The sequence below is a fragment of the Proteus sp. HMSC14B05 genome, assembly GCF_001808035.1.
GTDB lineage: Bacteria > Pseudomonadota > Gammaproteobacteria > Enterobacterales > Enterobacteriaceae > Proteus > Proteus mirabilis.
Window position 1 is genome coordinate 121,014 of the sequence record NZ_KV791986.1, and the last position, 24,918, is coordinate 145,931.

The 24,918-nt window shown below is 38.5% G+C and carries 25 protein-coding genes and 1 pseudogene; 11 read left to right on the forward strand and 15 right to left on the reverse strand.

Annotated elements, in window-relative coordinates; translation table 11 throughout:
* Window positions 1-52 precede the first annotated feature (52 nt).
* Both pgm and seqA read right to left on the reverse strand, forming a co-directional pair.
* Window positions 53-1,696, reverse strand: a complete 1,644-nt coding sequence (pgm, locus tag HMPREF3129_RS09205; protein ID WP_036919970.1) for a phosphoglucomutase (alpha-D-glucose-1,6-bisphosphate-dependent) — start codon at window positions 1,694-1,696, stop codon at window positions 53-55.
* 74 nt (window positions 1,697-1,770) lie between these two features.
* Window positions 1,771-2,322 (reverse strand): replication initiation negative regulator SeqA, encoded by a 552-nt coding sequence (gene seqA / locus HMPREF3129_RS09210; protein ID WP_004244392.1) that lies wholly within the window; start codon window positions 2,320-2,322, stop codon window positions 1,771-1,773.
* Window positions 2,323-2,786: 464 nt separating this feature from the next.
* Between seqA and ybfF the strand changes: the two genes are divergently transcribed.
* From ybfF to fur, 4 genes are all read left to right on the forward strand, one after another.
* The gene (gene ybfF, locus HMPREF3129_RS09215) at window positions 2,787-3,572 is read left to right on the forward strand and encodes an esterase (protein ID WP_036919969.1); all 786 of its coding nucleotides are present in this window, start codon (window positions 2,787-2,789) and stop codon (window positions 3,570-3,572) included.
* 198 nt (window positions 3,573-3,770) lie between these two features.
* A complete protein-coding gene (gene ybfE / locus HMPREF3129_RS09220) occupies window positions 3,771-4,070 on the forward strand; it encodes a LexA regulated protein (RefSeq protein WP_004244385.1) in 300 nt (99 codons plus the stop codon).
* Window positions 4,071-4,228: 158 nt separating this feature from the next.
* A complete protein-coding gene (fldA, locus tag HMPREF3129_RS09225) occupies window positions 4,229-4,756 on the forward strand; it encodes a flavodoxin FldA (RefSeq protein WP_004244384.1) in 528 nt (175 codons plus the stop codon).
* A gap of 190 nt (window positions 4,757-4,946) precedes the next feature.
* Complete coding sequence (gene fur, locus HMPREF3129_RS09230) at window positions 4,947-5,393, forward strand: ferric iron uptake transcriptional regulator (RefSeq protein ID WP_004244382.1); 447 nt, start codon at window positions 4,947-4,949, stop codon at window positions 5,391-5,393.
* A gap of 155 nt (window positions 5,394-5,548) precedes the next feature.
* Here fur and HMPREF3129_RS09235 read toward each other — a convergent pair whose 3' ends face one another.
* The 3 genes from HMPREF3129_RS09235 to glnS form a co-directional block, all read right to left on the reverse strand.
* Entirely contained in the window at window positions 5,549-5,773 is a 225-nt protein-coding gene (locus HMPREF3129_RS09235) for a type II toxin-antitoxin system HicB family antitoxin (RefSeq protein WP_004247532.1), read from the reverse strand.
* A 71-nt stretch (window positions 5,774-5,844) separates the two neighbouring features.
* Window positions 5,845-7,239 carry a chitoporin ChiP gene (gene chiP, locus HMPREF3129_RS09240; protein ID WP_036919967.1) on the reverse strand — a complete coding sequence of 465 codons (1,395 nt, stop codon included), beginning with the start codon at window positions 7,237-7,239 and terminating at the stop codon, window positions 5,845-5,847.
* A 637-nt stretch (window positions 7,240-7,876) separates the two neighbouring features.
* Complete coding sequence (gene glnS / locus HMPREF3129_RS09245) at window positions 7,877-9,544, reverse strand: glutamine--tRNA ligase (protein WP_036919966.1); 1,668 nt, start codon at window positions 9,542-9,544, stop codon at window positions 7,877-7,879.
* Between the two features lie 244 nt (window positions 9,545-9,788).
* Between glnS and HMPREF3129_RS09250 the strand changes: the two are divergent.
* From HMPREF3129_RS09250 to HMPREF3129_RS09275, 6 genes and pseudogenes are all read left to right on the forward strand, one after another.
* Window positions 9,789-9,926, forward strand: a pseudogene (locus tag HMPREF3129_RS09250) (DNA polymerase III subunit theta); the annotation flags it as partial.
* A gap of 496 nt (window positions 9,927-10,422) precedes the next feature.
* On the forward strand, window positions 10,423-10,965 hold the full coding sequence (gene ucaA, locus HMPREF3129_RS09255; protein ID WP_004247004.1) for a uroepithelial cell adherence major pilin UcaA: 543 nt from the start codon (window positions 10,423-10,425) through the stop codon (window positions 10,963-10,965).
* A 65-nt stretch (window positions 10,966-11,030) separates the two neighbouring features.
* Window positions 11,031-11,756 carry a fimbrial biogenesis chaperone gene (locus HMPREF3129_RS09260; RefSeq protein ID WP_026090491.1) on the forward strand — a complete coding sequence of 242 codons (726 nt, stop codon included), beginning with the start codon at window positions 11,031-11,033 and terminating at the stop codon, window positions 11,754-11,756.
* A gap of 9 nt (window positions 11,757-11,765) precedes the next feature.
* Window positions 11,766-14,300 (forward strand): fimbria/pilus outer membrane usher protein, encoded by a 2,535-nt coding sequence (locus tag HMPREF3129_RS09265; protein WP_004247001.1) that lies wholly within the window; start codon window positions 11,766-11,768, stop codon window positions 14,298-14,300.
* A 9-nt stretch (window positions 14,301-14,309) separates the two neighbouring features.
* Complete coding sequence (locus HMPREF3129_RS09270; protein ID WP_062814378.1) at window positions 14,310-15,392, forward strand: fimbrial protein; 1,083 nt, start codon at window positions 14,310-14,312, stop codon at window positions 15,390-15,392.
* A gap of 100 nt (window positions 15,393-15,492) precedes the next feature.
* Window positions 15,493-15,798, forward strand: a complete 306-nt coding sequence (locus HMPREF3129_RS09275) for a helix-turn-helix domain-containing protein (protein WP_036919964.1) — start codon at window positions 15,493-15,495, stop codon at window positions 15,796-15,798.
* 92 nt (window positions 15,799-15,890) lie between these two features.
* Here HMPREF3129_RS09275 and HMPREF3129_RS18920 read toward each other — a convergent pair whose 3' ends face one another.
* From HMPREF3129_RS18920 to HMPREF3129_RS09320, 10 genes are all read right to left on the reverse strand, one after another.
* Window positions 15,891-16,067: a hypothetical protein gene (locus HMPREF3129_RS18920; protein ID WP_017827824.1), complete on the reverse strand. Its 177-nt coding sequence runs from the start codon at window positions 16,065-16,067 to the stop codon at window positions 15,891-15,893.
* A gap of 55 nt (window positions 16,068-16,122) precedes the next feature.
* Window positions 16,123-16,362: a hypothetical protein gene (locus HMPREF3129_RS18925; protein WP_166470157.1), complete on the reverse strand. Its 240-nt coding sequence runs from the start codon at window positions 16,360-16,362 to the stop codon at window positions 16,123-16,125.
* A gap of 139 nt (window positions 16,363-16,501) precedes the next feature.
* Window positions 16,502-16,762: a hypothetical protein gene (locus tag HMPREF3129_RS09285; RefSeq protein WP_004247524.1), complete on the reverse strand. Its 261-nt coding sequence runs from the start codon at window positions 16,760-16,762 to the stop codon at window positions 16,502-16,504.
* A gap of 49 nt (window positions 16,763-16,811) precedes the next feature.
* The gene (locus tag HMPREF3129_RS09290) at window positions 16,812-17,426 is read right to left on the reverse strand and encodes a hypothetical protein (protein WP_004247523.1); all 615 of its coding nucleotides are present in this window, start codon (window positions 17,424-17,426) and stop codon (window positions 16,812-16,814) included.
* Window position 17,427: 1 nt separating this feature from the next.
* Window positions 17,428-17,790 carry a hypothetical protein gene (locus HMPREF3129_RS09295; protein ID WP_004247521.1) on the reverse strand — a complete coding sequence of 121 codons (363 nt, stop codon included), beginning with the start codon at window positions 17,788-17,790 and terminating at the stop codon, window positions 17,428-17,430.
* The gene (gene gpJ / locus HMPREF3129_RS09300; protein WP_070486959.1) at window positions 17,790-21,935 is read right to left on the reverse strand and encodes a TipJ family phage tail tip protein; all 4,146 of its coding nucleotides are present in this window, start codon (window positions 21,933-21,935) and stop codon (window positions 17,790-17,792) included. Before gpJ ends, HMPREF3129_RS09295 begins: the two co-directional genes overlap by 1 nt.
* Complete coding sequence (locus HMPREF3129_RS09305; protein WP_017628780.1) at window positions 21,935-22,501, reverse strand: MoaD/ThiS family protein; 567 nt, start codon at window positions 22,499-22,501, stop codon at window positions 21,935-21,937. Before HMPREF3129_RS09305 ends, gpJ begins: the two co-directional genes overlap by 1 nt.
* Complete coding sequence (locus tag HMPREF3129_RS09310; protein ID WP_017628781.1) at window positions 22,438-23,157, reverse strand: C40 family peptidase; 720 nt, start codon at window positions 23,155-23,157, stop codon at window positions 22,438-22,440. Before HMPREF3129_RS09310 ends, HMPREF3129_RS09305 begins: the two co-directional genes overlap by 64 nt.
* Window positions 23,158-23,160: 3 nt before the next feature.
* Window positions 23,161-23,859 carry a phage minor tail protein L gene (locus HMPREF3129_RS09315; RefSeq protein WP_036908262.1) on the reverse strand — a complete coding sequence of 233 codons (699 nt, stop codon included), beginning with the start codon at window positions 23,857-23,859 and terminating at the stop codon, window positions 23,161-23,163.
* Entirely contained in the window at window positions 23,856-24,185 is a 330-nt protein-coding gene (locus tag HMPREF3129_RS09320; protein WP_017628783.1) for a phage tail protein, read from the reverse strand. The genes HMPREF3129_RS09315 and HMPREF3129_RS09320 overlap by 4 nt, the downstream gene beginning before the upstream one ends.
* A gap of 294 nt (window positions 24,186-24,479) precedes the next feature.
* Between HMPREF3129_RS09320 and HMPREF3129_RS09325 the strand changes: the two genes are divergently transcribed.
* Window positions 24,480-24,836, forward strand: coding sequence for a hypothetical protein (locus HMPREF3129_RS09325; RefSeq protein ID WP_339382524.1), 357 nt, complete (start codon window positions 24,480-24,482; stop codon window positions 24,834-24,836).
* The last annotated feature ends 82 nt before the right edge of the window (window positions 24,837-24,918 follow it).

Here is a 24,918-nt window from a genome sequence, read left to right on the forward strand (position 1 = left end):
TAGAGTGTATTCTATTTGGTGATAAATAAATTATACGACTAAGTTATTTAGTTTATTGTTTACTGGCAAAAACATTATTAACAATTTCAATGGCTTCTTTTTCAATTAATTCACGATGCTCAGAGCCACGGAAGCTTTCACAATAAATTTTGTACGCTTCTTCTGTCCCTGAAGGACGAGCGGCAAACCAACCATAATCGGTCATCACTTTTAAACCACCAATAGCAGCACCATTACCAGATGCGTGAGTTAAACGCGCAGTAATAGGATCACCTGCTAAGGTATTTGCGGTGACCATTTCTGGTGATAATCGTGACAACAACGCTTTTTGCTCATGAGTTGCAGATGCTTGTATACGATTATAGCTTGGAGAGCCAAAACGCTGCGCTAACTCGTTATAATGTTGTTGTGGATCTTTACCTGTTACCGCTTTTATTTCAGCAGCCAGTAAACATAAGATAATACCATCTTTATCTGTTGACCACGGTTTACCATTAAAACGTAAGAATGATGCCCCCGCACTCTCTTCACCACCAAAACCAAACTCGCCACTGAATAGACCTTGCACAAACCATTTAAAGCCGACAGGTACTTCAACAAGTTCACGACCTAAATCAGCCACGACTCGGTCAATCATCGCGCTAGAGACGAGTGTTTTACCCACTTTTACCTCATTTGACCACTGAGGACGATGGCGAAAAAGATAATTAATCGCTGCCGCTAAATAGTGGTTAGGATTCATCAAGCCCGAAGGAGTGACAATACCATGGCGATCGTAATCAGGGTCATTGGCGAAAGCTAAGTCAAATTTATCACGCAGTTGCAATAAACCTTCCATTGCCCAAGGTGATGAGCAATCCATACGGATCACACCATCATGATCTAATGTCATAAAGCGGAAAGTTTGATCCACCTGATCGTTTACCAACTCAAGATCAAGTTCGTAATATTCACCTATGCGTTTCCAGTATTCAATTCCTGAACCACCCAGTGGATCGACACCTAATTTTAAACCCGCTTTTTTAATTGCCTTCATATCAACAACGTCACCTAACGCTTTAACATAAGGCATAATTAAATCTTGCTCGTGAATATAACCACTCGCTAATGCATCATCATAAGAAAGACGTTTAACCCCCAATAAATTATTTTCCAATAATTCATTGGCGCGTTTTTCAATCACAGAGGTTAAATCAGTATCAGCAGGCCCACCATTTGATGGATTGTATTTTATCCCCCCATCTTCAGGAGGATTATGTGATGGTGTAATGACGATACCATCAGCAATGTCTTGGTGCCCTTGATTGTAAGTTAAAATAGAGAAGGAAACGCTAGGCGTTGGGGTATAACCATTATTCTCTTGAATAATCACGTTAACTTTATTTGCAGCAAGCACTTCTAAAACCGAAATAAAAGCAGGCTCAGATAATGCATGGGTATCTTTACCTACATAGCAAGGCCCCGTTACACCATTATTAGCTCGGACTTCAGCAATAGCTTGAGCAATTGCTAGAATATGTGCTTCATTAAAGCTATGACGTTTGGCACTGCCTCGGTGACCCGATGTACCAAATTTCACACGATGAGCATTCTGATTTGCTTGCGGTTTTAGTGAATAATATTGTGCGGTTAATTGCGCTACATTAATCAGATCGCTTTGACGAGTATGTTGCCCAGCTCTTGAATGGATTGCCACAAATCTTCTCCTATTTTACATCACAATCATGCTTTAAACGAAAGCCTTTGCAATGCATCAATTAACAATAGTGTTTAGATAGTTCCACACACTTTATCAATCTCATTGGCAGGGAATTGCATATCCTGCATGATGCTTTGTACCATAGTTCTTTTACGCTCAGTATTTGAGTTGGTAATAACCCAAAATGGCGTACCGGGAATATGGCGAGGTTTTGTATGACGTCCACTGTCGAGCAATGTTTTTTCATCACCGGCAAAATAAATTCGCGTGCGTCCATGTACTGTTTCAGCAGATTGAGTAAAAGTAGCACTATCTAAGCTATATAATGTAGACAGGATCTGTAAAAAACGATCAACTGATTTTGTTTTCTCTGCATAACTATCAGATAACAGCAGTTCACGCATTTCACGGACCGGATTTTTTGCTGGTGCGACAGGCTTAAGATCAGCATCCTGTTTAACGACAGGCGCTTGTACTGACTCAGTGACAACGACTGGCTGTACGGGCTGTTTGGCATCAAGCTTCAATAGACGCCTTAAAATATCTGAAGCGCTTTCACCGATATGTCTAGTTTCGCTAGCGATATAGCGGTAAAGTTCGTCATCAATTTCTATCTTTTTCATTGCTACCCAGTACTATTTTCAAAAAAAAGTGACTAGGATTATAAGATATAATCTTTAAAAACAAAATAGGTAAAATTTCAATAACTTAAAGCGTATTCATTAAAGAATTAATCTTTTTAAACTTTAAGCTGGGTATTTATCCTATTGTTTCTATCTGTATCATCTTCTATTCTTTGAATTTATTGCCATAGAATAGAGTTGACATCTTCTTCAATGCCCTTTCACATCAGCAATTAAAATAATATAAAACTCTGACTTATCCTTATTGAGCTATATCAAAATTTTATTTTTACCATTACATTTGGAATAATAATCTATATTATTCTATTTTCTCAGAATATAATAAATTACACTATCTCTTGTTAGATTAACTTTATCTCATATTCCGAAAAAGACAACAAGTTGGCTAATATGATTGCACATGTCATCATAAGGAAAAAATAGACTTAATTTTGGTCATCAATATGAAACTCAATGCATTATTAAACTATCAAATACATCAACCAGAAACAGCAACGATAAACAATTTACCTATTGTGTTGATCCATGGGCTTTTTGGTGATCTCAATAATCTAGGCGTACTAGGTCGCGATCTACGTCAAGACCATACCGTGATACAAATTGATGTGCGCAACCATGGGCATTCTCCTCATAGTGAAAGTATGCACTATCACGATATGGCACAAGATGTATTAGCCCTGCTTGATAGCTTAAATATCGCAAAAGCAATCGTTATAGGTCACTCAATGGGAGGGAAAATTGCAATGGCAATGACCGCTCTCGCACCTCTTCGCCTTGAACGTATCGTAGTTATTGATATGTCTCCTGTTGCTTATAATGTTCGTCGTCATGATAAAATTTTTGCAGCCCTTGAAGCTGTCACTAAAGCTCACGTCACACAACGTACAGAAGCTATTGCTATTATGCGCCCTTTTATTGAGGAAGACGGCGTTATCCAATTTCTGCTTAAATCATTTAAAAAAGGTGAATGGTTATTTAATTTACCCGCAATCAAACAGGCTTACCCCGATATTATTGGTTGGCAAGAAGTGCCTGCTTGGCATCATCCCGTTTTATTTATACGTGGTGGACTATCCCCATATATTTTAGATGAATATCGCGATAATATTGCTCGCCAATTTCCACAAGCAACCGCCTTTGTTGTCGCCAATACAGGACATTGGGTGCATTCTGAAAAGCCAGGAACAGTAATTAAGGCCATTCGTCGCTTCTTAGCCAAAACAGTATAACGTTCCTTTGTTGGTTATAAATCACCAGCAATACTATTTTATAGCGTACAATTATTGCTCTTAAATCTGTCATTGTTGATAAAAAGACCAAATGACAATAGGTTAAACACAGGAAGCAGTAGCGATACGCCGATATGTGGGGTATTATTGGGCGCTTCATATTGAGTCATTGGTATACGCCCTTTCACAGCAAAATTTATGGCAAAAGAACAAACTGATCGCACCACACTGGATTTGTTCGCAAATGAACGCAGACCTGGGCGACCTAAAACAAACCCGCTTTCTCGGGATGAACAGCTTAGAATTAATAAACGAAACCAATTACGACGCGATCGCGTCAATGGATTACGTCGGGTTGAGTTGAAATTAAATGAGGATGCTGTCAATGCGCTTAATGAGCTTGCGAGCGCAAAAAATGTCAGTCGTAGTGAGCTTATTGAAGAAATATTACTAGAACAACTCGCACAAACTTATGCGTTAAAAAAACATCAAAGCTAAAAAAATCAGCAGGAAAATCACACAAATTCGACAGAATTACCCTGCTCTTTTCGTCAAAATAGTGCTTTAGTTTTCAATTATGAAAACATGATGTTTATCTTTTACTGGTAATTGTTCAAAAATACAGACAAAGAGAATAAAAGAGGTTATCTCACTTTATGGCAATCATAGGAATATTCTTCGGCAGTGATACCGGCAACACTGAAAATATTGCCAAAATGCTTCAAGAAAGATTAGGCGCGGATAATGCCGAAGTTCATGATATCGCAAAATCCAGTCAAGAAGACATCGAAGCATTTGATATTCTATTACTAGGTATTCCTACCTGGTATTATGGTGAAGCACAATGCGATTGGGATGACTTTTTCCCAACATTAGAAGATATTGATTTCAACGGTAAACTTGTTGCTCTATTTGGTTGTGGTGACCAAGAAGACTATGCAGAATACTTCTGTGACGCAATGGGAACTATTCGTGATATCATTGAACCTCGTGGCGCAGTCATTGTGGGTCATTGGCCTACTGAAGGTTATCATTTTGAAGCATCTAAAGGTCTTGCTGATGATAATCACTTTATCGGCCTTGCGATTGATGAAGATCGCCAACCAGAATTAACTGAAGAGCGTGTTGACGCTTGGGTTGCTCAGATCAAAGAAGAGATGAGCCTTGACGAAATTCTGGGATAATATAAATTCTTAATATTGAGAATGATAATTATTCAATGGTGTGCTAAGATAGTGTGATAGGTGGGGTGTTTATTTTTTAATATCATGCCTATAATCATTAAGGTTATTAAATACCCTATGTATTAATGAATATATACAGTATTTTGTGAGCACATATTAAATTCACCATTAGCAACAGGATTAAATCCGCATGACCGACAATAATAAAGCGTTAAAAAATGCTGGGTTAAAAGTTACACTTCCTCGCTTAAAGATCTTGGAAGTGCTCCAGGATCCTGAGTGCCATCATGTCAGTGCTGAAGATCTCTATAAAAAACTGATCGATATCGGCGAAGAGATTGGTCTGGCAACAGTCTATCGCGTCTTAAACCAATTTGATGATGCTGGTATTGTTACCCGACATAATTTTGAAGGTGGTAAATCAGTATTTGAATTAACTCAACAACATCACCATGATCACTTAATTTGCCTTGATTGTGGTAAAGTTATCGAGTTTACTGACGATGCTATCGAAGTTCGTCAAAGAAATATCGCTGAACGCCATGGCATCAAACTTTCCAATCATAGCCTGTATTTATATGGTCACTGCGCCGCAGGTAATTGTAAAGAAGATAGCCACGCACATGATGAGAAGTAATCATTCTGGATAATATCTCAGTAAAAAAAGGAACTGCCTGCAGTTCCTTTTTTATTGGTAAAGATTTACTACATTTTGAAATATCATGGGCAGCAACCGTAGCATTCAATCTCGCCTCTAACCAAGCAGGATAGCGTAGTGTAAATACTTTCAGCTTATCTTCTACTTTTAAAAGGTGCTATCTCCTCTTCAGCACAAGTCTCAATAAATTCAGCTAAGGAAATTGCGCCTTCTTTTTGCAACCCTTCAATACTATCAGCAACAAAATCACAATACCCATTGACATCTAAAAATTGTCCTCGGAATGCACTTATTTCTGATCCATAAACAACAGATGCAGGGTGACCATTTATTATCATGATATTTGTGCTTTTAATCATGTTTTACTCCTATCACACTCTCAAACTATTAAGGATAAAGCGTAATAAATACACTTTATCCTTATTGTTATTTAGAAAATCGTAAATGGCATGATCACATTGAATTTAACGTCTTTTTCATCTTGGAAGATATTACCAAAACCACCTTCATAGCTTGGTATATCGGAATGGTTATCATAACGAGTGTAGTGGAGTTTAAATAACGTACCTTTCGCTCTCCCCTCTTGAACGGTATACATGATGTCGGCATTCCATGCGCTTTCTCTAATACGTTTACTTTGGTCATAAATAGGGTTACTACTCGGTTTTGCATTCCAAGCATACACATAGGAAGTACCAATCGCCCAGCCCGGTAGATCCCAATTTTTTAGATCATACATCACTCCCGCGTATAATGCTTTTTCACCATTGGCGTTAAAATCAGAACGACCATCCCACCAGATATCTAAACGACCATTCGAGGTTGCCCATCCCGGCGTCATACGTTGTAAAAAGTAACCTTGGTTACCTTCTGCTTTAACCCAAGTACCTTCAACTTTAAAATCAAATACATTGTAGGTATAGCCTAAAGTGAATGCTTGTAACCATGCCAAACCATCATAAACATCGTTAATTCCCCCTCCGGTGACTTTATCTTTTGCACCGTAGAATTGATAAGAGGTTTTTAATGTATTATTTGCGATAGGGAAATCGTAAGAAACTTTGCCAAAATATTGATCAATATAACCATCAGCTTGGCCAAATGCGGCTTCTAATACTAAGCTATTTTTAAAATCATATTTGGCACCAAAAGAGTGTAAATAACTGATATTTGTCTCTAAGTCTGCCTTACGGAAATTGTACATATTCCGATACCACGGCGCTTTATATTCATCAGTCCACATATATGAGAAAGAGAGTTCACCATTTTTATCGAAATCAAATACAGCGCCCGCTTCTGCACCGCGATAAGTACCAGGTAAGAAACTCCAATGAGGACGTAATAATGTTTGCCCTTTAGGTTGAATATATCCACCTTGAGCCCAGAAATGGCCTAATTTAAATTTAGCAGCAGCTTTATAAATACTCACGCCACTGCGATCACCTGTCCATTTTTCATCCCAGCGACTTTTTGCATCACTAAATCCTATTTCATTAGGTGCAGCTGGTCCACTGTTGTTAAGTTCAACAGCACCAAAAGCAGCTAAATCAATACCAAAAAAATCACCCAGATAACCAGAAGAAAAATCAAGATTAGCGTTAAAGGTAGAGTGGTGTAAATTTGCTTTATATTTGCCGTAATCAGGACTGTTTGGTGTTAACTCTTTTCTATCACGGTCACGTTGCCAGTAATAGATCCCCCCTGTCAGGGTTGAGTCATCAATAAATCCTTCAGCATAAGACATTTTCGCAGGTAGTGCAGTTACAAGCAATGCGCCCATAACGGCAAGTGCCACCCTGCCTGGTTTAGCATGTTGCATAACCATAGCATTGTTTCCTCTTTGACTTTGACTAAAAAAGAAATAAGCACCAACGCCTATTTCCAAATATAAAACCCCAAATGGGGAAAAAACCTAAAATTAGGTTAACAACAGCTTATTTTTCGCGACGCGAATTATCAACCTAAAAAAAAGAATTTTTATCAAAATATGACCAAGGGCACATTACTTAATTACAGTTTCATATTTTTTCTTTAGTCAATGAGGGACAAGTAGAACGTAAATATTTTTTAATATATTGATATTAAAAAAGAAAATTATCACACCTAATATGATAATGTTTCGTTTTTATAGAAAAGAATTATTAGTCGTATTAATTAATAAACTTTTTTAGAAAAGAAAAATATGTGTCATGGTTCACATTTTTATTATTATAGACAAATTCAATATAATCATATGAAATAAAAGAAGAAGATGATGACAAAAGTTAATAATTTAACACAACGTAAATAAGAATTGATACAAATAATAGCTATAGAAACTCACATTACAAAATAAAAAATAATAATTATTGGTCAATAAAAACAAACTTATTTGATAAATAAAAAATGCTCGATAAATTATTATCGAGCATTTTATTAAGATGTGAGTTTAGTGATATTACACGCCACTAAAACAGAGCATATTAACCTTGTTTCGAAATCTTCGCCCAAGTATCACGTAAACCAACAGTACGGTTAAAGACCAGTTTATCCGCAGTCGAAAGCTTATCAGCACAGAAGTAACCTTCACGCTCAAATTGATACGCTTTTTCAATAGCCGCATCTTTTAAGCTTGCTTCCACAAAACCTTGACGGATCACTAATGACTCAGGGTTAATGGTTGATAAGAAATCCTCTTCAGCACCAGGATTAGGTACGCTAAATAAACGATCATAAAGACGAATTTCTGCTGGAATAGCATGTGGAATGCTGACCCAGTGGATCACCCCTTTTACTTTACGACCATCAGCCGGATCTTTATTTAACGTCTGTGGATCGTAAGTACAATAAATGGTGGTTATTTCACCTTGTTCATCTTTTTCAACTCGTTCTGCTTTAATGACATAAGCATTACGCAAACGGACTTCTTTACCTAATACCAGACGTTTATATTGACGATTGGCTTCTTCTTTAAAATCTGCACGATCAATATAAATTTCACGGCTAAATGGTACTTCACGAGTTCCCATTTCTGGTTTATTTGGGTGATTTGGCGCAGTTAAAATCTCTTCACCTTCTGGCATATTTTCAATCACTAAACGTACCGGATCGATAACAGCCATTGCACGAGGTGCGTTTTCGTTTAAATCATCACGAATACAAGCTTCTAATGATGCCATTTCCACGTTGTTATCTTGTTTGGTCACACCAATACGTTGACAGAATTCGCGGATTGACTCAGCCGTATAACCACGACGACGTAAGCCAGAAATTGTCGGCATACGCGGATCATCCCAACCATCAACAATATTTTCTGTCACAAGCTGATTTAGCTTGCGCTTAGACATGACGGTATATTCAAGATTAAGACGTGAGAACTCATATTGACGAGGGTGGCAAGGAATAGTGATATTATCCAACACCCAATCATATAAACGACGGTTATCTTGGAATTCCAAAGTACATAAAGAATGTGTGATATTTTCCAATGCATCAGAAATACAATGGGTAAAATCATACATTGGATAAATGCACCATTTGTTACCTGTTTGATGGTGTTCAGCGAATTTGATCCGGTAAAGAACAGGATCACGCATGACAATAAATGGTGATGCCATGTCAATTTTCGCACGTAGGCACGCTTTCCCCTCTTCAAAGCCACCCGCACGCATTTTTTCAAATAGCGCTAAGTTTTCTTCTACACTACGAGAGCGATAAGGGCTATTTTTTCCTGGCTCTTTGAGTGTGCCACGATATTCACGAATTTCTTCAGCACTCAACTCATCAACATAAGCCAAGCCTTTGTTAATCAGCTCAATCGCATATTGATACAGTTGATCAAAATAGTCAGAGGAGTAATGAATGTTACCATCCCATTGGAAACCTAACCACTGAACGTCTTTTTGAATCGAGTTGATATATTCAACATCTTCTTTTACTGGATTCGTATCATCAAAACGTAAATTACATTTACCTTGATAATCTTGTGCAATACCAAAATTTAAGCAAATTGATTTTGCATGGCCAATATGAAGATAGCCATTAGGCTCAGGAGGGAAACGGGTATGGACACTATTATGTTTCCCGGTAGCCAGATCTTCGTCAATAATTTGACGAATAAAGTTCGTTGGGCGGGCATCTGCCTCATTCATGGTCATTTTTTCCTCAAAGCAAAACGCATATTGACCTACTATAATCCAATAAGCAGACTTAAATCAAGCTATTGTTTTAAAATCAATTATTTACAATTTAACCATGATATAATTAATAAGAAAAAACACGACAAAACATGACAATACCAGACAAATAAATCAATATATTACAAGTTTTAGTGAGTGTGTTTTCTGTTAAATTCTCCCACCCTGCTATACTCTCCAAAAACTAACCGGATCCGTTATGAACCTCGCAAACTTATCTCAAGAAGAAAAAGACAAAATCAATGTCGATTTGGCTACTTCAGGTGTCGCATATAAAGAACGGCTCAACATGCCAATTGTTGCGTCCAAAGTTGAACGACAACAACCAGCACATTTATGAATGTATTTTAATAAAGGGTTAGTGTTTTATAGTGAAAAAAATAAAAAGTTGCTACATGGGAATTCTGCACCATATCTGAAAGAGCTAAGCAATTTGATTTATATTAAAACTCAAGTTTTGACTAATAACCTTCTCATATATATATCATCAATCATTGATATAACACATTGAACAACAATAACAAGATCGATTTTAACGATCATTTCACCAACCATTAATAGGTCGTAACTATCAAAATCAACGCCATCGATCGAAAAAACCATCTTTACTTAAGTGATATTTGAAATAATAATTTCAATTATTTATTTTTATATTTGCTACATCACCATTAAAAAACTTAATATCTTTATTATTTATATAATCTACAAATATAAACCTCACTATAAACTCTATTTAATAGGATTATATATATTTTATTATTCAATAATACTTTTCATTTTTTTGAAAAACAAAAAATAACTTAACTTTAATTTAAAATAGGAATCATAAATATATGAAAAGAAAAGTTATAGCACTAGCTACTATTCTTTCTGCTGCATTTGCTGGCTCATCTATGGCGTATGACGGAACAATTACATTTACAGGTAAAGTTGTTGCGCAAACCTGCTCTGTCAATACAAATGATAAGAATTTAGCGGTAACATTACCTACAGTATCCACCACTACATTAAATGAAAATGCGGCTACTGCAGGTCTTACTCCATTTACTATTCATTTAACTGGTTGCGCTGTTGGTATGGATGGTGCACAAAGTGTCAAAACATATTTTGAACCTTCAAGTGACATTGATGTAACCACACACAACTTAAAAAATACTGCACAAACTAAAGCTGATAATGTTCAAGTTCAATTACTTAACTCAGATGCAGCAACAACAATCCAGTTAGGTACTGATTCTGCAACACAAGATGTCCATCCAGTACAAATCGACAATGCTAATGTAAACCTCCCATATTTTGCTCAATATTATGCAACCGGACAATCTACCGCTGGGGATGTAAAAGCAACCGTTCATTACACCATTGCCTATGAGTAAGGTTTATTGGATTGCTTTTATTTTACGGGGCAGAAAAAACTGCCCCATTTCCTTCTAGAGGTATTATGTTAAAGTTCATTCTTATTTTCTTGACTCTGTTTGTATCCACAGTGGCTCAAGCCAGTGTGGTTATTATGGGGACCCGCGTTGTTTATCCCGCAACGCAAAAAAGCATTAATGTTCAATTAAATAATAACGATGAATCCCCCGCATTAATTCAGTCTTGGTTAGATACCGGAAACGCAGCTGCAGCACCAGATTCAATTCACGTTCCTTTTATCATTACTCCTCCCATATTTCGTATGGAGCCGAAATCAGGGCAAACCATCCGGATTGTCTATACCGGTGAATCATTACCACAAGATAGAGAGTCTCTTTTCTATCTAAATGTCTTAGACATTCCAGCAAAACCTAAAGTGGAAGAAAATTCGGAAAACTCAGAGGGAAATAACAATTACTTACAATTAGCCGTTCGTAGTCGCATTAAGTTTTTCTTTCGCCCTGATAATCTCAACGTAACGCCTGATGATGCTTACCAAAAAGTGACTTGGCATCAGGAAGGAGCACTACGCATTAAAGCGATTAACCCAACACCTTATTACATCACTTACAACAAAATCTCAGTGGGTCAGGATAAACAGCTAACGCCTGTTGAACAAAGTGGGATGATAGCTCCTTTTTCTTCAAAAATATTTTCACTTAAAGAGAAGCCAATATTAACAAATAAAGTCACTTGGGTTGTTGTTAATGATTATGGTGGATACCAACAAGGTGAATCTACTTTGGAATAAGGTAATATAATGAATTTTAATAACCAATTACACCTCATTTCCTATCGTTATTCTCTTCCGTTTTGTGTCGCTTTAGGGATTGGGGTGATAACAACTTCTTCATTCGCTGCTGAAGAAGCTGAATTTGATCCTAGCTTTTTGCATTCAGTGCAAGGAAAGAATGCGATTGATATACGTCGCTTTAATTATGGCAACCCTATTCCTGAGGGCAAGTATTACGCTGATATCTATCTCAATAATGAATGGAAAGGAAAAGCTAATGTACAGTATTTATATACTGACAATGCGAATACGTCGACGTTATGTCTAACGCCGGAATTACTTTCATTAATTGATGTCGTCAAAGGCACTGTTCCTGAAAACAGTTATAAAGCCACTTGTTATCCCGCCTCAGAAGGACTCCCCTCAGCAAAATTTCATTTTGATTTATCCACTTTAAAGCTGAATATAGAAATTCCTCAGGCACAAGTGAATACTCGACCTCGAGGATATATTGCCCCTGCACAGTGGCAAAGTGGAGTCCCTGCCGCATTTGTCAACTATGATGTTAACTATTATCAATACAATACTCCGGATATAAATAATGAGCAGACTTACCTTGGGTTAAAAGCGGGACTCAATTTATGGGGATGGGCTTTTCGTCACCGTGGTGGTGAAAGCTGGAATAATGGTCATTCTACTGGGTATCAGAATATCGAAACAAATGTGACGCATGATATTGCTCAGTTACGGGCACAATTCACATTAGGTGATTTTTATACGAATGGCGAGTTAATGGATAGCCTTAGCTTACGGGGAATTCGATTAGCATCGGATGAACGAATGTTACCCAACTCTTTACGTGGCTACGCTCCGATCGTGCGAGGCATTGCTAATAGTAATGCTAAAGTTACGATTTATCAAAATGCTCACATCCTTTATGAAACAACTGTGCCTGCTGGCCCCTTTGTCATTAATGATTTGTATCCCAGTGGATATGCTGGCGACCTTCTTGTGCAAATAACCGAATCTAATGGACAAACAAGAACATTTACGGTTCCTTTTGCTTCTGTTGCCCAACTTATTCGTCCCGGATTTAGCCGTTGGCAAATGTCAGTGGGACGCTATCGTTATGCAAATGAGACATATCATGATTTAATTGCACAAGGCACATATCAATATGGTTTGACAAATGATATCACTTTAAATAGTGGACTGACCACAAGCTCAAAATATACCGCAGGATTGGCTGGTGTTGCTTTTAACACGCCGATTGGGGCAATTGCATCTGACATTACATTGTCCAGAACAACATTTAATCACTCTAACGTAACGCGTAAAGGCTACAGTTTACATACTAGCTATAGCGTCAATATTCCGACCACGAGTACAAATATCACGTTAGCAGCCTATCGTTATTCATCTAAAGATTTTTACCATTTGAAAGATGCGCTATTGGCTAATCACAGTGAATTTATTGATGATGTTTCCATAAAAAGTGCCGCATTTTATCGCCCTAAAAATCAATTCCAAGTTTCAATTAATCAAGAATTAGGTGAAAAATGGGGAAATATATTTTTAACTGGTACCACTTATAATTACTGGGAACATAAAGGAAGTCGTAATGAGTATCAAATGGGATATAGCCATTTTTGGAAAAAACTTGGTTATCAGATTGGCTTTTCTCAATCACGAGATAATGAGCAACAACGCCGAGATGACAGATTTTATGTGAACTTTACGCTTCCTTTGGGAGAGCGTGTTCAAAGCCCCATTTTTTCTACTGTCTTAAATTATAATAAAGGCGAGAAAAACAGCATTCAAACATCCATCAGCGGTATCGCTGGGGAAGATAATCAATTCTCTTATGGTATTTCAGGTAATAGTCAGGAAAGTGGACCTTCCGGCTATGCGATGAATGGAGGCTATCGTTCACCTTATGTAAATGTAACCGCAACCGTCGGGCAAGATACTCAACATAATCGTCAAATGTCATTGGGTGCGTCGGGGGCCGTTGTCGTACATCCTTATGGAGTGACGTTAAGTAATGATTTAAGTGATACTTTTACCATTATCCATGCAAAAGGAGCACAAGGTGCGGTCATTAATAATGCACCAGGTAGCCGATTAGATTTTTGGGGAAATGGTATTGTGCCTTATGTCACGCCTTATGAAAAAAATCAAATTAGCATCGACCCCACTAATTTGGATTTGAATGTTGAGTTATCAGCAACAGAACAAGAAATCATTCCTCGCGCTAATAGTGCCACGTTAGTGACATTTAATACTCAAACAGGGAGAAGCCTACTATTTGATATTCGAATGCCAGATGGTAGTACTCCTCCAATGGCTTCCGAGGTTTTGGATGAGCATAAGCAGTTAGTCGGATATGTGGCTCAAGCTGGACGCTTATTTACCCGCGGTCTTCCTAAACAAGGTCAACTTGATGTGATATGGGGACCAAATCATGATGATAAATGCTCATTTACATATCATGCGACACGCAATGAAACTGACATGCGACCTCAAACCATTCCTGTTCAGTGTATACCGCACTCTAATTAGGAACAAACCATGAAAAGAATCTTTGTCATATTATTTCTTTTAACTCTATTCCCTAGTCTAGCTGTTGCTGGTGCAGATGACTACGTACCGTCTCCAATAACAATCAACACATCTACCCTCCCTGTTGTTGTTATTGGTCCTGCTGATGCCCATACTTACCCACGAGTGATAGGGGAACTCACCGGAACAAGTAATCAATATATATTTAACGGCGGTAGTTTAATAGCATTAATGCGTGGAAAATTTACTCCTACATTACCTAAAATAGGCAAAATCACATATAACTTTCGCCAAGGAAATAACACTCAATCTTCCGATTTCGATATATTTGATACTGGAGTTCCAGGGCTAGGTATCATTATTGGTATGGCGGGCTATTGGCCTGCAAGGCCATTGGTTCCCATAAACAGCTCAAGTATATATATTGATCCTGTTGCCGCCAATACAAATCCAAATGCTTATAATGGTGCAACTGGAAGTTTTGGTGCTCGTTTATATGTTGCTTTTGTCGCAACAGGACGATTACCTAATGGGTATGTAACGATACCAACCAAACAACTGGGCCATATTTTATTGGAATCTAATCGGGCAAGTTTGAATAATAAAAGATTAACAGCTCCTGTTATGTTAAATGGAGGGCGCATCCAAGTGCAAAGCCAAACATGCTCGATGAATCAAAAGAATTATGTTGTTCCATTAAATACTGTCTATCAATCCCAGTTCACGTCTTTGTATAAAGAAGTGCAAGGAGGGGAAGTTAATATACAACTTCAATGCCAAGACGGTATTGATGTTTATGCTACATTAAATGATGCGACCCAACATGGGAATCGTTCTGATATATTAACATTAGCAACGGATTCTACGGCAAAAGGCGTTGGGCTAAGATTATATAAAAATAATGAAGTAACTGCGATTAGTTATGGTTCAGACACTCCTAACAAAGGAAATCAAAATCAATGGCATTTTTCAAATTATAGAGGAGAGATAAATCCACGTATAAAATTAAAAGCTAATTATATAAAAACAGAAAATACTATTACGCCAGGAAGTGTAAAAGCAGTAGCAACGATTACTTTTTCATATCAATAAAAATTAATTGAGTTTTATAAGTAGAGTAAAATGCTTTTATAACAAATGCTTTTTACTCTGTTAAACTTAAAAACCTGTTTATTGTTGGAGAATGAAGTTCATGAGTACAATTAATTCCATTATTGCTTATAGAATAAAGCAAAAAAGAAAAGAATTAGGGATGACAGGGAGGGAAATAGCCCATTCATTGGAAATAAGTCAACAGCACTATTCACGTATAGAGAATGGACATACCAAAATAACAGTAGAACATTTATTCTCTATCGCGTTTATTTTAGGTGTCAAACCTAAAGAACTATTGCCTAATTATAAATTTTCAAATGAAAAAGAAATGATTAAAGCAAAACAATCATTATCAGCAGAAAGCATTATGCCAATAAAGAAAAGCGACATGTATCCCACATAAATATAGACAGGTATTTATTTTATTAAAAATAATGTGAACCATTAAGGATATAAAAGGGAATACGTTGCTCTACATGATGTTGCCGATGAACATCACGTATCCATTCGCTCACAAAAATCTGTTTTCCCCCGAAAACGTATCCCCGTATTGCACTTGGCCCAATCAATAGGGTCATCCTGATAAGACGCATTCACAAACTGACTGGTTGCACAGACTAAAGGCAAGCTATATGGAGTCTCTACACTCCCCTCCCGTAATAACAATGCCATTGATTTTCCTCGGGTAAAAGGCAAATAGTCCGTATTAAAGACCCGTGCTCCATCTTCACTGTACAGTGATAACCCCCCAACGTTTCTTCGGGGTCAAAACCATTCCTGAAACGAATACACACACATAAATGTCTGTTTGGGCTGAGCTGTATAATTGCTTTTTATGCGCTAAATAGCTCACTTCCGCTTGAGAGTTGGTGGTATGATAAAACACAACACACTTATCTAAATGCGATAATATTGTCGGCAAAGACCAATAGCGCCCGCCTTTAAGGTGGATTTTTTGTCGAAACACACAATAAGCCATTTGTGTATTACGTGTAATCGCACTTCGAAATCCCTGAAAGGTCCATACCACTTTTATCTAACTTTTTACTAATATCCCCCAGCACTTTTTTAACACCATCGAGCGTAACTCGTTGCTCGTTTAAGAACTACGTAATATCTGATGCAATAGCGGTCATACGATTATTAGCGTCGCTGTATGAGTTCGGCTCAGTGAGATTAATGCTGTAACTAGTGTTTTTTACGGTAAATGTAGCCGGTTGTGAAATGACTAATTCTGTATCGCTATTAACCCTGTCCACCATATAAATAAAATTAGCATTACCATTTTTAATTAAAATAATGGTACCTGTGCCAGAGACAATAGCAGACCCTGACACTGTGCTAACAGTGCCTGTTGTGTATATCATGATTTATTTCCTAAAATTTAGATACAAAAAAACCACATTAGTGCGGTATTTAATCTTCTAACATTGAAACGTCTATCATAAGCCCTTGTTCCATTAATCCAGAACCTTCTCGACTCGGAGGCATACTTATCCAGCCATCCTCTTCTCCTAAGAACTCGTATCGATACTCAAATGTTAACCCTCCCACATCATCAACCAAGACATAACGCTCGCTATATCTTTTGAATGTCCAAACTTCATCCCACGTGTCAGGGTCTATGTAGCTTCGTATGTTTGTATTATGAAAATACCCCATAGAGCGAGTCTTAATCATGCCATACCGATGACCACTTTTGCCTGCGATTCTTAATGAGCCTTTGCCAGCGCTCCCCGTATTGACATCATAATATTTCTCAAAGCAGACCAACTTAGCAAGAGATGAAAATTTCATTTTCCCTTGCTCATCATAAACTTCAAGACCAACTCCGTGTTGAGGTATGCTTACCTTGGAAATCGGAGCAACCATCCATTGGCTATTTAACGCATAGATTCTCGGATAGCTATCATGAGGGCCTGATGATGACGTTAGTTCATCAGGAGTTGCTTTTCTCAAAACACATATTGTTTCGAGTTTATCGGTTAATTGTATCAGCCTATTATTTGTGTAAATTTCTACACCAACCATTTCACACCACCCATACGACAACATGACTTGAGAATGAGTCATTCGCTTGTGTCTGCCCACCACCAGAGCCATTGTTCTCCCAGCGATAGATATTGTAATCAACGCGGTAATTTAACGTGTTCCCAGATATGGAGTACTCTGTTCTCTCATTAGGCTTATCTACATGAAATTCACCACTCCATCGAGAGCGATACCGTAGCCAGAAATGGCAAACAACCTCACCTCCTAAGGAAATCTCAGGAATAGTAAGAGATCCATATTGGGACAAAGGAAGGTCAAATTGCCCCAAGTGGCGCGGTATAATAGTGTCTTCTCCAATAATGAGTCGCCCTTTCTCATCATATATTTCTAAACCCATGCCCATTACCATATCCCCATTCTGATACGCATTGTGCCTTTTTTATCAAACAAACGTTTTAATATGTTTGTTTCAATCCAGTACCCCTGAGCGTTATTCCCATATTTAATTTCTTCACCAGTGCGCATATTAAGTTGATAGCCCACCTTGTTTGCATAGCTGAAATTGGTTGATTGCAATACATTAGCTATTTTTGCACTGGTAATAGTTGCATCACCAATAAAAGCTTCATTAACAACCACCTGTCCATTCTTCACGATAAACGGTGTCACCACTTTGCCATTTAATGACGATATCACTGCAAAGTTTTGGGCATTGACCAGAAATTGGCTATTTCCTTGTGCATTAAACCCTAAGCCAATGCCCGTAATGACTTTATTCCCTTTGCTATCTTGCTGAACTTTCATTGTCCATGATGCGGAAATTTTGCCATTTATGTCGGTGACCACTTTCGACGTTTGTTCGATTTTGGCTGAACTTGTACCCACTTGGCTTTCAAGGCGAGTGACTTGCTGGGCGGTAGAGGTCACTTTACCTGAGACCTCAGTCACCTTAGTTTCAAGTTGGTTTACCGCATTCGCCGTTGCATTGGCTTTCTGTTCGCTGGACTTAGGTACTTCATTCGCCACAAATCCTTTTGGTGCCACCGATTGTTTGTTATTGGTATAAGTGCGGGTGATAATTTGATGGTTAACACTTTTATGCTTAGTGAGCTGATATTTAGCACCTCCTCGCAAATAGATATATTCCACAGAACCATTCGTTAATTGAGCTGGCCCCATCACAGGGGATTGATTTGTCCATCGCCAATCAAAATTATCAATGATGCGGTTTTCAGACTGGGTTCCCCATCCAGAACCACTCACTTGCCATTCCACAATCATGGCAAAACCTTTGGTATTGTGAGTCGCATAGCTCGGTTTATTGTCTCTATATTGCCCTAATGTCCTAAAAACCTTAAAGGCATAACGTCGAGAAGTTACTAATGGCAAAATAATCGGATAATAGGTGTTTTCATTGAGTTTAGATAAATCTAAATCCACCACCACAGACTCCGTTAAATCGGCTTTCACTGTATCTAATTTGCTGGATAACGTTTGTACCTGAGAGGTTGCGGACATCACTTTGCCATCGAGATTAGTTACTCGCGTATTTAACGCATTCACCACACTGCTATCAGCTTTCCCCTTAAGATTTGAATTGAGCGTTGAAATCTCTTGCGTTTGTGCTTGCTGTTTCGAGGTGAGGGTTTCTAATGATTTATTAATCGCTGAAACATTCCCATTCATCCGTGTTTCCAGTGATTGTCGGGCTTTCGCTTCTGCTTGGTCGCCTGTAACACGTGCTTGTTTCTCTGCGGAAATGAGTCCTGCGGTGACTTTCGATAAATCATTACCGGTATAATCACCACGAAGTTGAGTGGCTAAGAATTGGCGTTGTTGTGCTTCGGTTTTATCAGTCTCAATACGTGCTTGTTGCTCTTGTTTAATTGCGGCTGCCTGTGCTTCTGTTGCCGTTGAAACTTGATTTATCCGCTCAGCCAGTAATTTTCCTGCCTCCTCCCATTTTTTTTCACTTTCTTCAATCGTTGCTCCATGCCTCATCAACTCAGATAAAATCTTGTCATGATTTATCCTCATCAACTCATGTAATTCAGTAATATCGATTTGGTTAGCTTTACTGTTAATTTCACCCAATAAGTCTTGTGCGAGTTGGTCTCGGCTGATTTGCCCCGCTAATTCTTCAAGAATAGCGTCTATGTTACCGTCAACTTGTCCTTTAGCTTCTACAAAATGAGACTTCCCATATTCATTTACGCTTCTTACATAAAACCAGTAATCACGCCCCGGCTTTAATTGCCCTTTTGTCCAGAACTTAGCGCGACTTAAGAAATCAGCTTTTGACTCTATCTCATTGATATTATTTATTTTTATTTCACCAGAAAACCAGAACTCAAACTCGGTATTTAGAGTGTGTGGCGCAGCGATATGAGGGATTAATTTTATTTCAAAAAAACCAGACTCAACAATTATTGAGCTAGGTGCACTTGGCGTACCAATAACCATCTGGACTTTTGATTCATTACCAAGCATTCCATTAGCGTCTTGACCTCTCACCCCAACAAGATAGTCACCGGCTTCAAGCCCATTAAAGTAGTACTCTAAATCTGTGGTATTACCAGTAGATACAACCTTGCTGTTTTTATAAAGAGTGACATTAAATGAAATATTTCTATTAATGGCTGTTGTTACCCACATAGCCCTAGCTTGAACTTGAGGGCTATCATCAACGTAAGCAATAGAAAGACGCTCTATATTAGGAATGCGAATAACATTCTGCGTTGGCGGGTTCCCAGTAAAATCAACTCCATTATCAACAATGCTTTCCTTTTGAGGTTCATGCTGAATACAGTTGTATAAGTAATTTCCATCATTATTTTCTGAAATGGTAATAACTCGAAACAATCTTGTTATTAGCATGCTTTTGGTAATAGAAAATACACCATATTGTTTCAGTCCACGAGGAACCTCACGCAAAGTGACAATATCACCATCGATAGATTGAATTTCTATTTTCTCGAACCTGCCTGATGTCCCTAAAAATGAGAAAGTACCTTTATCGTCATATTTCCAATCTATAGGCGCATCAATAGTAATAGCGCTACCATTAACTGATAGAACCCGACCACCTACCTTCACTCCTGCAAAGCTATCGTCTGCTACCTCAATAATATCGCCAGAGATGCAGTTAATCCCCTCTCTTCCTGTTGAGAATGTAACGCTATCTTTCTCCAGCTTTTCTGTCTGTAATATCCACTTACCCACTCTGTGAGCCTGTCCGCGACTAGTGCAACTAAAAGCAGTAACTTTCTTAACATTTACACCGCCGAATCGCTGAATGAGATCATCATCTTGGATAAATTCTCTTTCTTCACTCCATCCATTACTCGGGTTTATCCATGACACCTCGATAGCATTATGACGAGCTGATTTCGCTGTTGATGTATATTTAAATTTTCCATCAATAACATTTGAGTTTGTGTACGTCCATACTGGATCTGATGGTCTATCTTGAAAGCACGTTAATTGCTGTCCGTCCCATAAAGGCATACCGCGAAATACGGACGCTAAGTCATCAAGCACTTCTTTGGCTTTTCGTTGAGAGGTAATGTAGGCATTAAAAGTAAAGCGAGGCTCTTTGTTGCCAAACCCATCATCAACCAATTCATCACAGTAACGAGCAATGGCATATAGCGCGAATTTATCAACGCCAAACGAGCCGATCATCTCTCCTATACCGTATCGTTCATTAGTGACTAAATCGTAAAAAACCCATGCAGGGTTATTAGTCCATGCGGGCTTGAAGCGACCAGTCCAGATGCCAGTGTAAGTACGAGACTCCGGATCATAGTTATCAGGAACTTGGATAATCATCCCTTTAATATGATAGGTGCGATTGGGTGTATCACCGTATTGGGATTTATCGATTTTCATCCCGACGACGGCAGAATTAGGGTAAGAGAATTTAGCGTCAGTTATTTCTGTGTAGCTTGCCCATACCGTTCCGTTTTTCAGTAGATCACTTTTACTATCATCTGTTAATCGTGAAACTCTAATTTGGAAAGGTTTCTTTTTAGGCGCATCAATGATATATGATTCTAAATATTGGCCACTGATTTTTCCGGTTATTTTTGCTGTTTCTGCATGTGTCCAACCAGAACCATCATTAACTTCAATAAGCATTTCTACCGTAGCATCGTGCTGATTTCCCTTGTCATCTTGACTAACAAGAGCAGAAACCCCCAAAGTGAATCTAACGCGGTCAGTTTCCTGATCTGAAATAGTGCGTAAGATTGGTGTGCTTTTTTTTACCTCTACATTGACAGGAATTTCTTTTTCTACAAAAGGAAAGTCCTCTAATGGTTCTTGCGTTTGCGTTCCTGCTCGCCACTGAACTTCAACACCATGAATATTTGGATTGCCATCTGCATCTACAACAGGAGTTCCATTCAATAGAAAACCTGACATACCACCCACAGGCCCTTCTATTGGCCCTTCTGAAACTAAATCGATGACATTAAGAAATTGTTTGTTTTTTAAGTTGTCATCGAGCAACCTTGGAGTGATTCCTCCACCGCCACCTTTGCCCATTAAACAGTCTCCAAACCTTGTGATATTACATTTGAACCCACAACCATCTCGCCATAACAGATAGGAACCGGATAACCTTGCCCCACTCTATTTGCTAACGAACTGAAATACTGGTTACTTTCTGAGTTTCGCCCCTCTATGCTTGGCGCTGGCGGTGTTTTAGTTAACATGGTTGCCAATCCCGCGGCGGCCACACCTACACCAGCGGCAAATAATGCGGTCGATGTCATCGTTGCCAAAAATCCGCCCGGTATTAAAAACGATGCGCCAATTAAAGCAGCTCCACCAATAATGCCTAGCCACCCGCCAGATTTAGCACCACCAACTATGGGGACGATCGTAATAACATCACCTTCATTTAATGGCGTACTTAATCCCGTGGAAATACTATCCTCGGTCATATCATTACCTGCGATACGAACGCGAAACTGACCTTGGTTAATCTCTTTTTTCAACCCATCAATTTGATAGCAAAGACAGCGTAAGGCCTCACCTGCATTACTTACCTCAAGCTCGAACCTGCGTCCAAATCTGCGTAAATAGCCTGCAAACTGTAATTTGACCATTGTTTATGCCTCCAAATGCTGTGAGTATATTTAAACCAGTAACCACCGTAAGTATCTCGCTTACTCAATCTGTCTGGCCTGTGATGCAATATCTCTTGATTACCTAAGTACAACGCAGCGTGACAAGGTTTTGATGTTCCTAAGCAAATCAATATCATATCGCCTTCTTGAGCCTCTTCTACTTGATAAAATCCCTGCTTGTCCGTGTTATCAAGATAGAGATTTTGTTCTGTGTACCACCATTCATCGGGACGAATAAAATCATCTAGCTGAATGCCTGACAGATGATAGGCATCACGTATAATGGAATAACAATCCTGCTCACCATGTTTAAACTCTCTACCTAATAGTGGCGCTATTGGCCTGAACTTATGGATCACTCCATCACATACCAACCACCAAGGCAGATTTGTTTTCCTTTGTATTGTTCTATCACCAGAACTCAGGAAAGGCTTTCCGTCAGGGTGACTATGAACAATAGCTTTGACGTCTGAGTAACACTCTGCCGTCATCCAATCGTCTGGGTTAATTTCAAAATAGTTTTGCGGATCGGGATGTATGTTTCTGCAAGGGAAATACCTATCACCCGAAATTAAGCCGCAAGACTCCCTCACTCCTTCCGCTTTCGCGTGAGCGATAATGTCTTTCTCAATCATGGATTAACCTAATTTATTTGAACCTAAAAACCCGCCGAATGGCATCTTTCCTTTGTGTCTTAATTTGCACCCGCTGTATTTATGAGAGCATTTGTCTTTTAAGGGATCGGTTGTTGGTTGGTCTTTTTCATCTGCAACAGGTGGTCCATCATAACCACAATCAAATCCTCGGTATCGCCACGAGCAGATATCAGCCTGAATAACCCGTCTAGGTATCAGGGCGTTATCTGTTTCTGTTGGAAGTGCTAATATATACGTCACAAAATCAGAGTCTGAACTTTCTCGCTGTTCGACAACGTATTTTTGAACGGCTTCTCTGGTTGGATCTGCTTGTGGGTTTCCGTTGGGAAAATTAACAGCATCAAGATATTGCTCTAAAACCTGCCTACGAGTAACGATAGCGCCTAGCGCATCATCATAGTCGTTGTTAATCGCAGTTAACATTCCGTCAAAGTTAGCAAACGTCATTTTTGGTCTGTCTGATGCCCCCTGAGTCGTTACACTAAACCCTGTAACCTGAACAGGATAAGGTTCATATCGTAAACCCTGCCAGACAATAGGTTTTAATAAGCCATTCATGCCGTCATGAAACCGGTAAACATCACCACCAAAACGACTTAAATCGACCTCATACAAATCTAACATTGCATTTTGCTGTAAATCTGCAACATTTATGCGCATCTCTTGAGGTATATCCCTCATGCAACAACCTCCTCAAATGTGCAATCTATCTGCCATACCGTCGCCCTTGGCGTTACCTGCCAGCCACGGCAAACAAATTTACGTTTAGAGTTATCATCACTGGTTAGCCATAAGAATGATTCAACTGCACCTCGAGCCTTAAGGAACTCATCAATCTGTTTCCCAATATCAGTACGCTTAACAAATGAGAGTTGATAAGTCTTTAGTTGGTTGTTGATCCCGTCTTTGACTCTTTGTTCGTAACCGTTACCAAACTTAGCTACTTTCACTTTAGGCTCATTACCCACCTGATAAGCTGTTTCAGGTCGCCATTTAAACTCTTCCATTGGTTACTCCAATAAAAAAGGCGACACAAAGCCGCCTGATCAAATATCAGGATATTAATAAATATCCATTAGGTTATTTTATATATTCAGCCCAGAGAAACTTGCCGAAGGAATGGCTGATTACTTCGGTGTGAGGTACTATGTGGATATAAATATGACCGTGCTCTACAGTTAGATATTTTAACTGCCTTATATGATTCTTTCCCAAATCCCTTAGAAGATGATGAATATGAAGAACTTAGTAAAAAATTCAGTAATAAAGATCATCTTATAGCAAATATGTTATACCTTGAGATGCATGGGTTGATTGAAAAACCATTCATTCAAAGTTCAACACTTGATGGGATCGAATATATTTTTAATAGCTATACCTGCTTCATTACTGAAAAAGGTATTGATTTTTTATTAGATGACGGAGGGTTAAGCGCGATACTGAAAGTACAAACAATTCGCATACATAGTGATTCAATTAAAGCATTAGAGGATATTATTTTAACATCTAATGAATCACCAGACATGAAAGCTAACTTGAAATCAAAACTTCATGAGCTTCCTGCAAACGCCATAACACATTTGATGAATGAATTATTGGTGAAGGGGGTAATGAATCTTCCTGTTGCAATTCAGATAATTCAAAAATTCCTCCAGTAGGGCTGTATCTAGTAGAGCACCTAATTAAAGTGAATTTACCCCACCCCAGCGCTCTACTTAAATAAATCCAAAAATAAGTACC

Bases quoted from the DNA above. Each gene is read 5' to 3' on its own strand.
- HMPREF3129_RS09235 (WP_004247532.1), bottom strand. From the start codon at position 5,773: ATGATTAAAAGCACAAATATCATGATAATAAATGGTCACCCTGCATCT.
- HMPREF3129_RS09265 (WP_004247001.1), top strand. From the start codon at position 11,766: ATGAATTTTAATAACCAATTACACCTCATTTCCTATCGTTATTCTCTT.
- HMPREF3129_RS09310 (WP_017628781.1), bottom strand. From the start codon at position 23,157: ATGATTGAGAAAGACATTATCGCTCACGCGAAAGCGGAAGGAGTGAGG.
- chiP (WP_036919967.1), bottom strand. From the start codon at position 7,239: ATGGTTATGCAACATGCTAAACCAGGCAGGGTGGCACTTGCCGTTATG.
- HMPREF3129_RS09295 (WP_004247521.1), bottom strand. From the start codon at position 17,790: ATGGGCATGGGTTTAGAAATATATGATGAGAAAGGGCGACTCATTATT.
- HMPREF3129_RS09305 (WP_017628780.1), bottom strand. From the start codon at position 22,501: ATGGTCAAATTACAGTTTGCAGGCTATTTACGCAGATTTGGACGCAGG.
- ybfE (WP_004244385.1), top strand. From the start codon at position 3,771: ATGGCAAAAGAACAAACTGATCGCACCACACTGGATTTGTTCGCAAAT.
- seqA (WP_004244392.1), bottom strand. From the start codon at position 2,322: ATGAAAAAGATAGAAATTGATGACGAACTTTACCGCTATATCGCTAGC.
- HMPREF3129_RS09260 (WP_026090491.1), top strand. From the start codon at position 11,031: ATGTTAAAGTTCATTCTTATTTTCTTGACTCTGTTTGTATCCACAGTG.
- glnS (WP_036919966.1), bottom strand. From the start codon at position 9,544: ATGAATGAGGCAGATGCCCGCCCAACGAACTTTATTCGTCAAATTATT.
- gpJ (WP_070486959.1), bottom strand. From the start codon at position 21,935: ATGGGCAAAGGTGGCGGTGGAGGAATCACTCCAAGGTTGCTCGATGAC.
- HMPREF3129_RS09270 (WP_062814378.1), top strand. From the start codon at position 14,310: ATGAAAAGAATCTTTGTCATATTATTTCTTTTAACTCTATTCCCTAGT.
- HMPREF3129_RS09290 (WP_004247523.1), bottom strand. From the start codon at position 17,426: ATGGTTGGTGTAGAAATTTACACAAATAATAGGCTGATACAATTAACC.
- HMPREF3129_RS09315 (WP_036908262.1), bottom strand. From the start codon at position 23,859: ATGAGGGATATACCTCAAGAGATGCGCATAAATGTTGCAGATTTACAG.
- HMPREF3129_RS09320 (WP_017628783.1), bottom strand. From the start codon at position 24,185: ATGGAAGAGTTTAAATGGCGACCTGAAACAGCTTATCAGGTGGGTAAT.
- HMPREF3129_RS18920 (WP_017827824.1), bottom strand. From the start codon at position 16,067: ATGGCATTGTTATTACGGGAGGGGAGTGTAGAGACTCCATATAGCTTG.
- ybfF (WP_036919969.1), top strand. From the start codon at position 2,787: ATGAAACTCAATGCATTATTAAACTATCAAATACATCAACCAGAAACA.
- fur (WP_004244382.1), top strand. From the start codon at position 4,947: ATGACCGACAATAATAAAGCGTTAAAAAATGCTGGGTTAAAAGTTACA.
- HMPREF3129_RS09275 (WP_036919964.1), top strand. From the start codon at position 15,493: ATGAGTACAATTAATTCCATTATTGCTTATAGAATAAAGCAAAAAAGA.
- HMPREF3129_RS09325 (WP_339382524.1), top strand. From the start codon at position 24,480: ATGCATGGGTTGATTGAAAAACCATTCATTCAAAGTTCAACACTTGAT.
- ucaA (WP_004247004.1), top strand. From the start codon at position 10,423: ATGAAAAGAAAAGTTATAGCACTAGCTACTATTCTTTCTGCTGCATTT.
- HMPREF3129_RS09285 (WP_004247524.1), bottom strand. From the start codon at position 16,762: ATGATATACACAACAGGCACTGTTAGCACAGTGTCAGGGTCTGCTATT.
- fldA (WP_004244384.1), top strand. From the start codon at position 4,229: ATGGCAATCATAGGAATATTCTTCGGCAGTGATACCGGCAACACTGAA.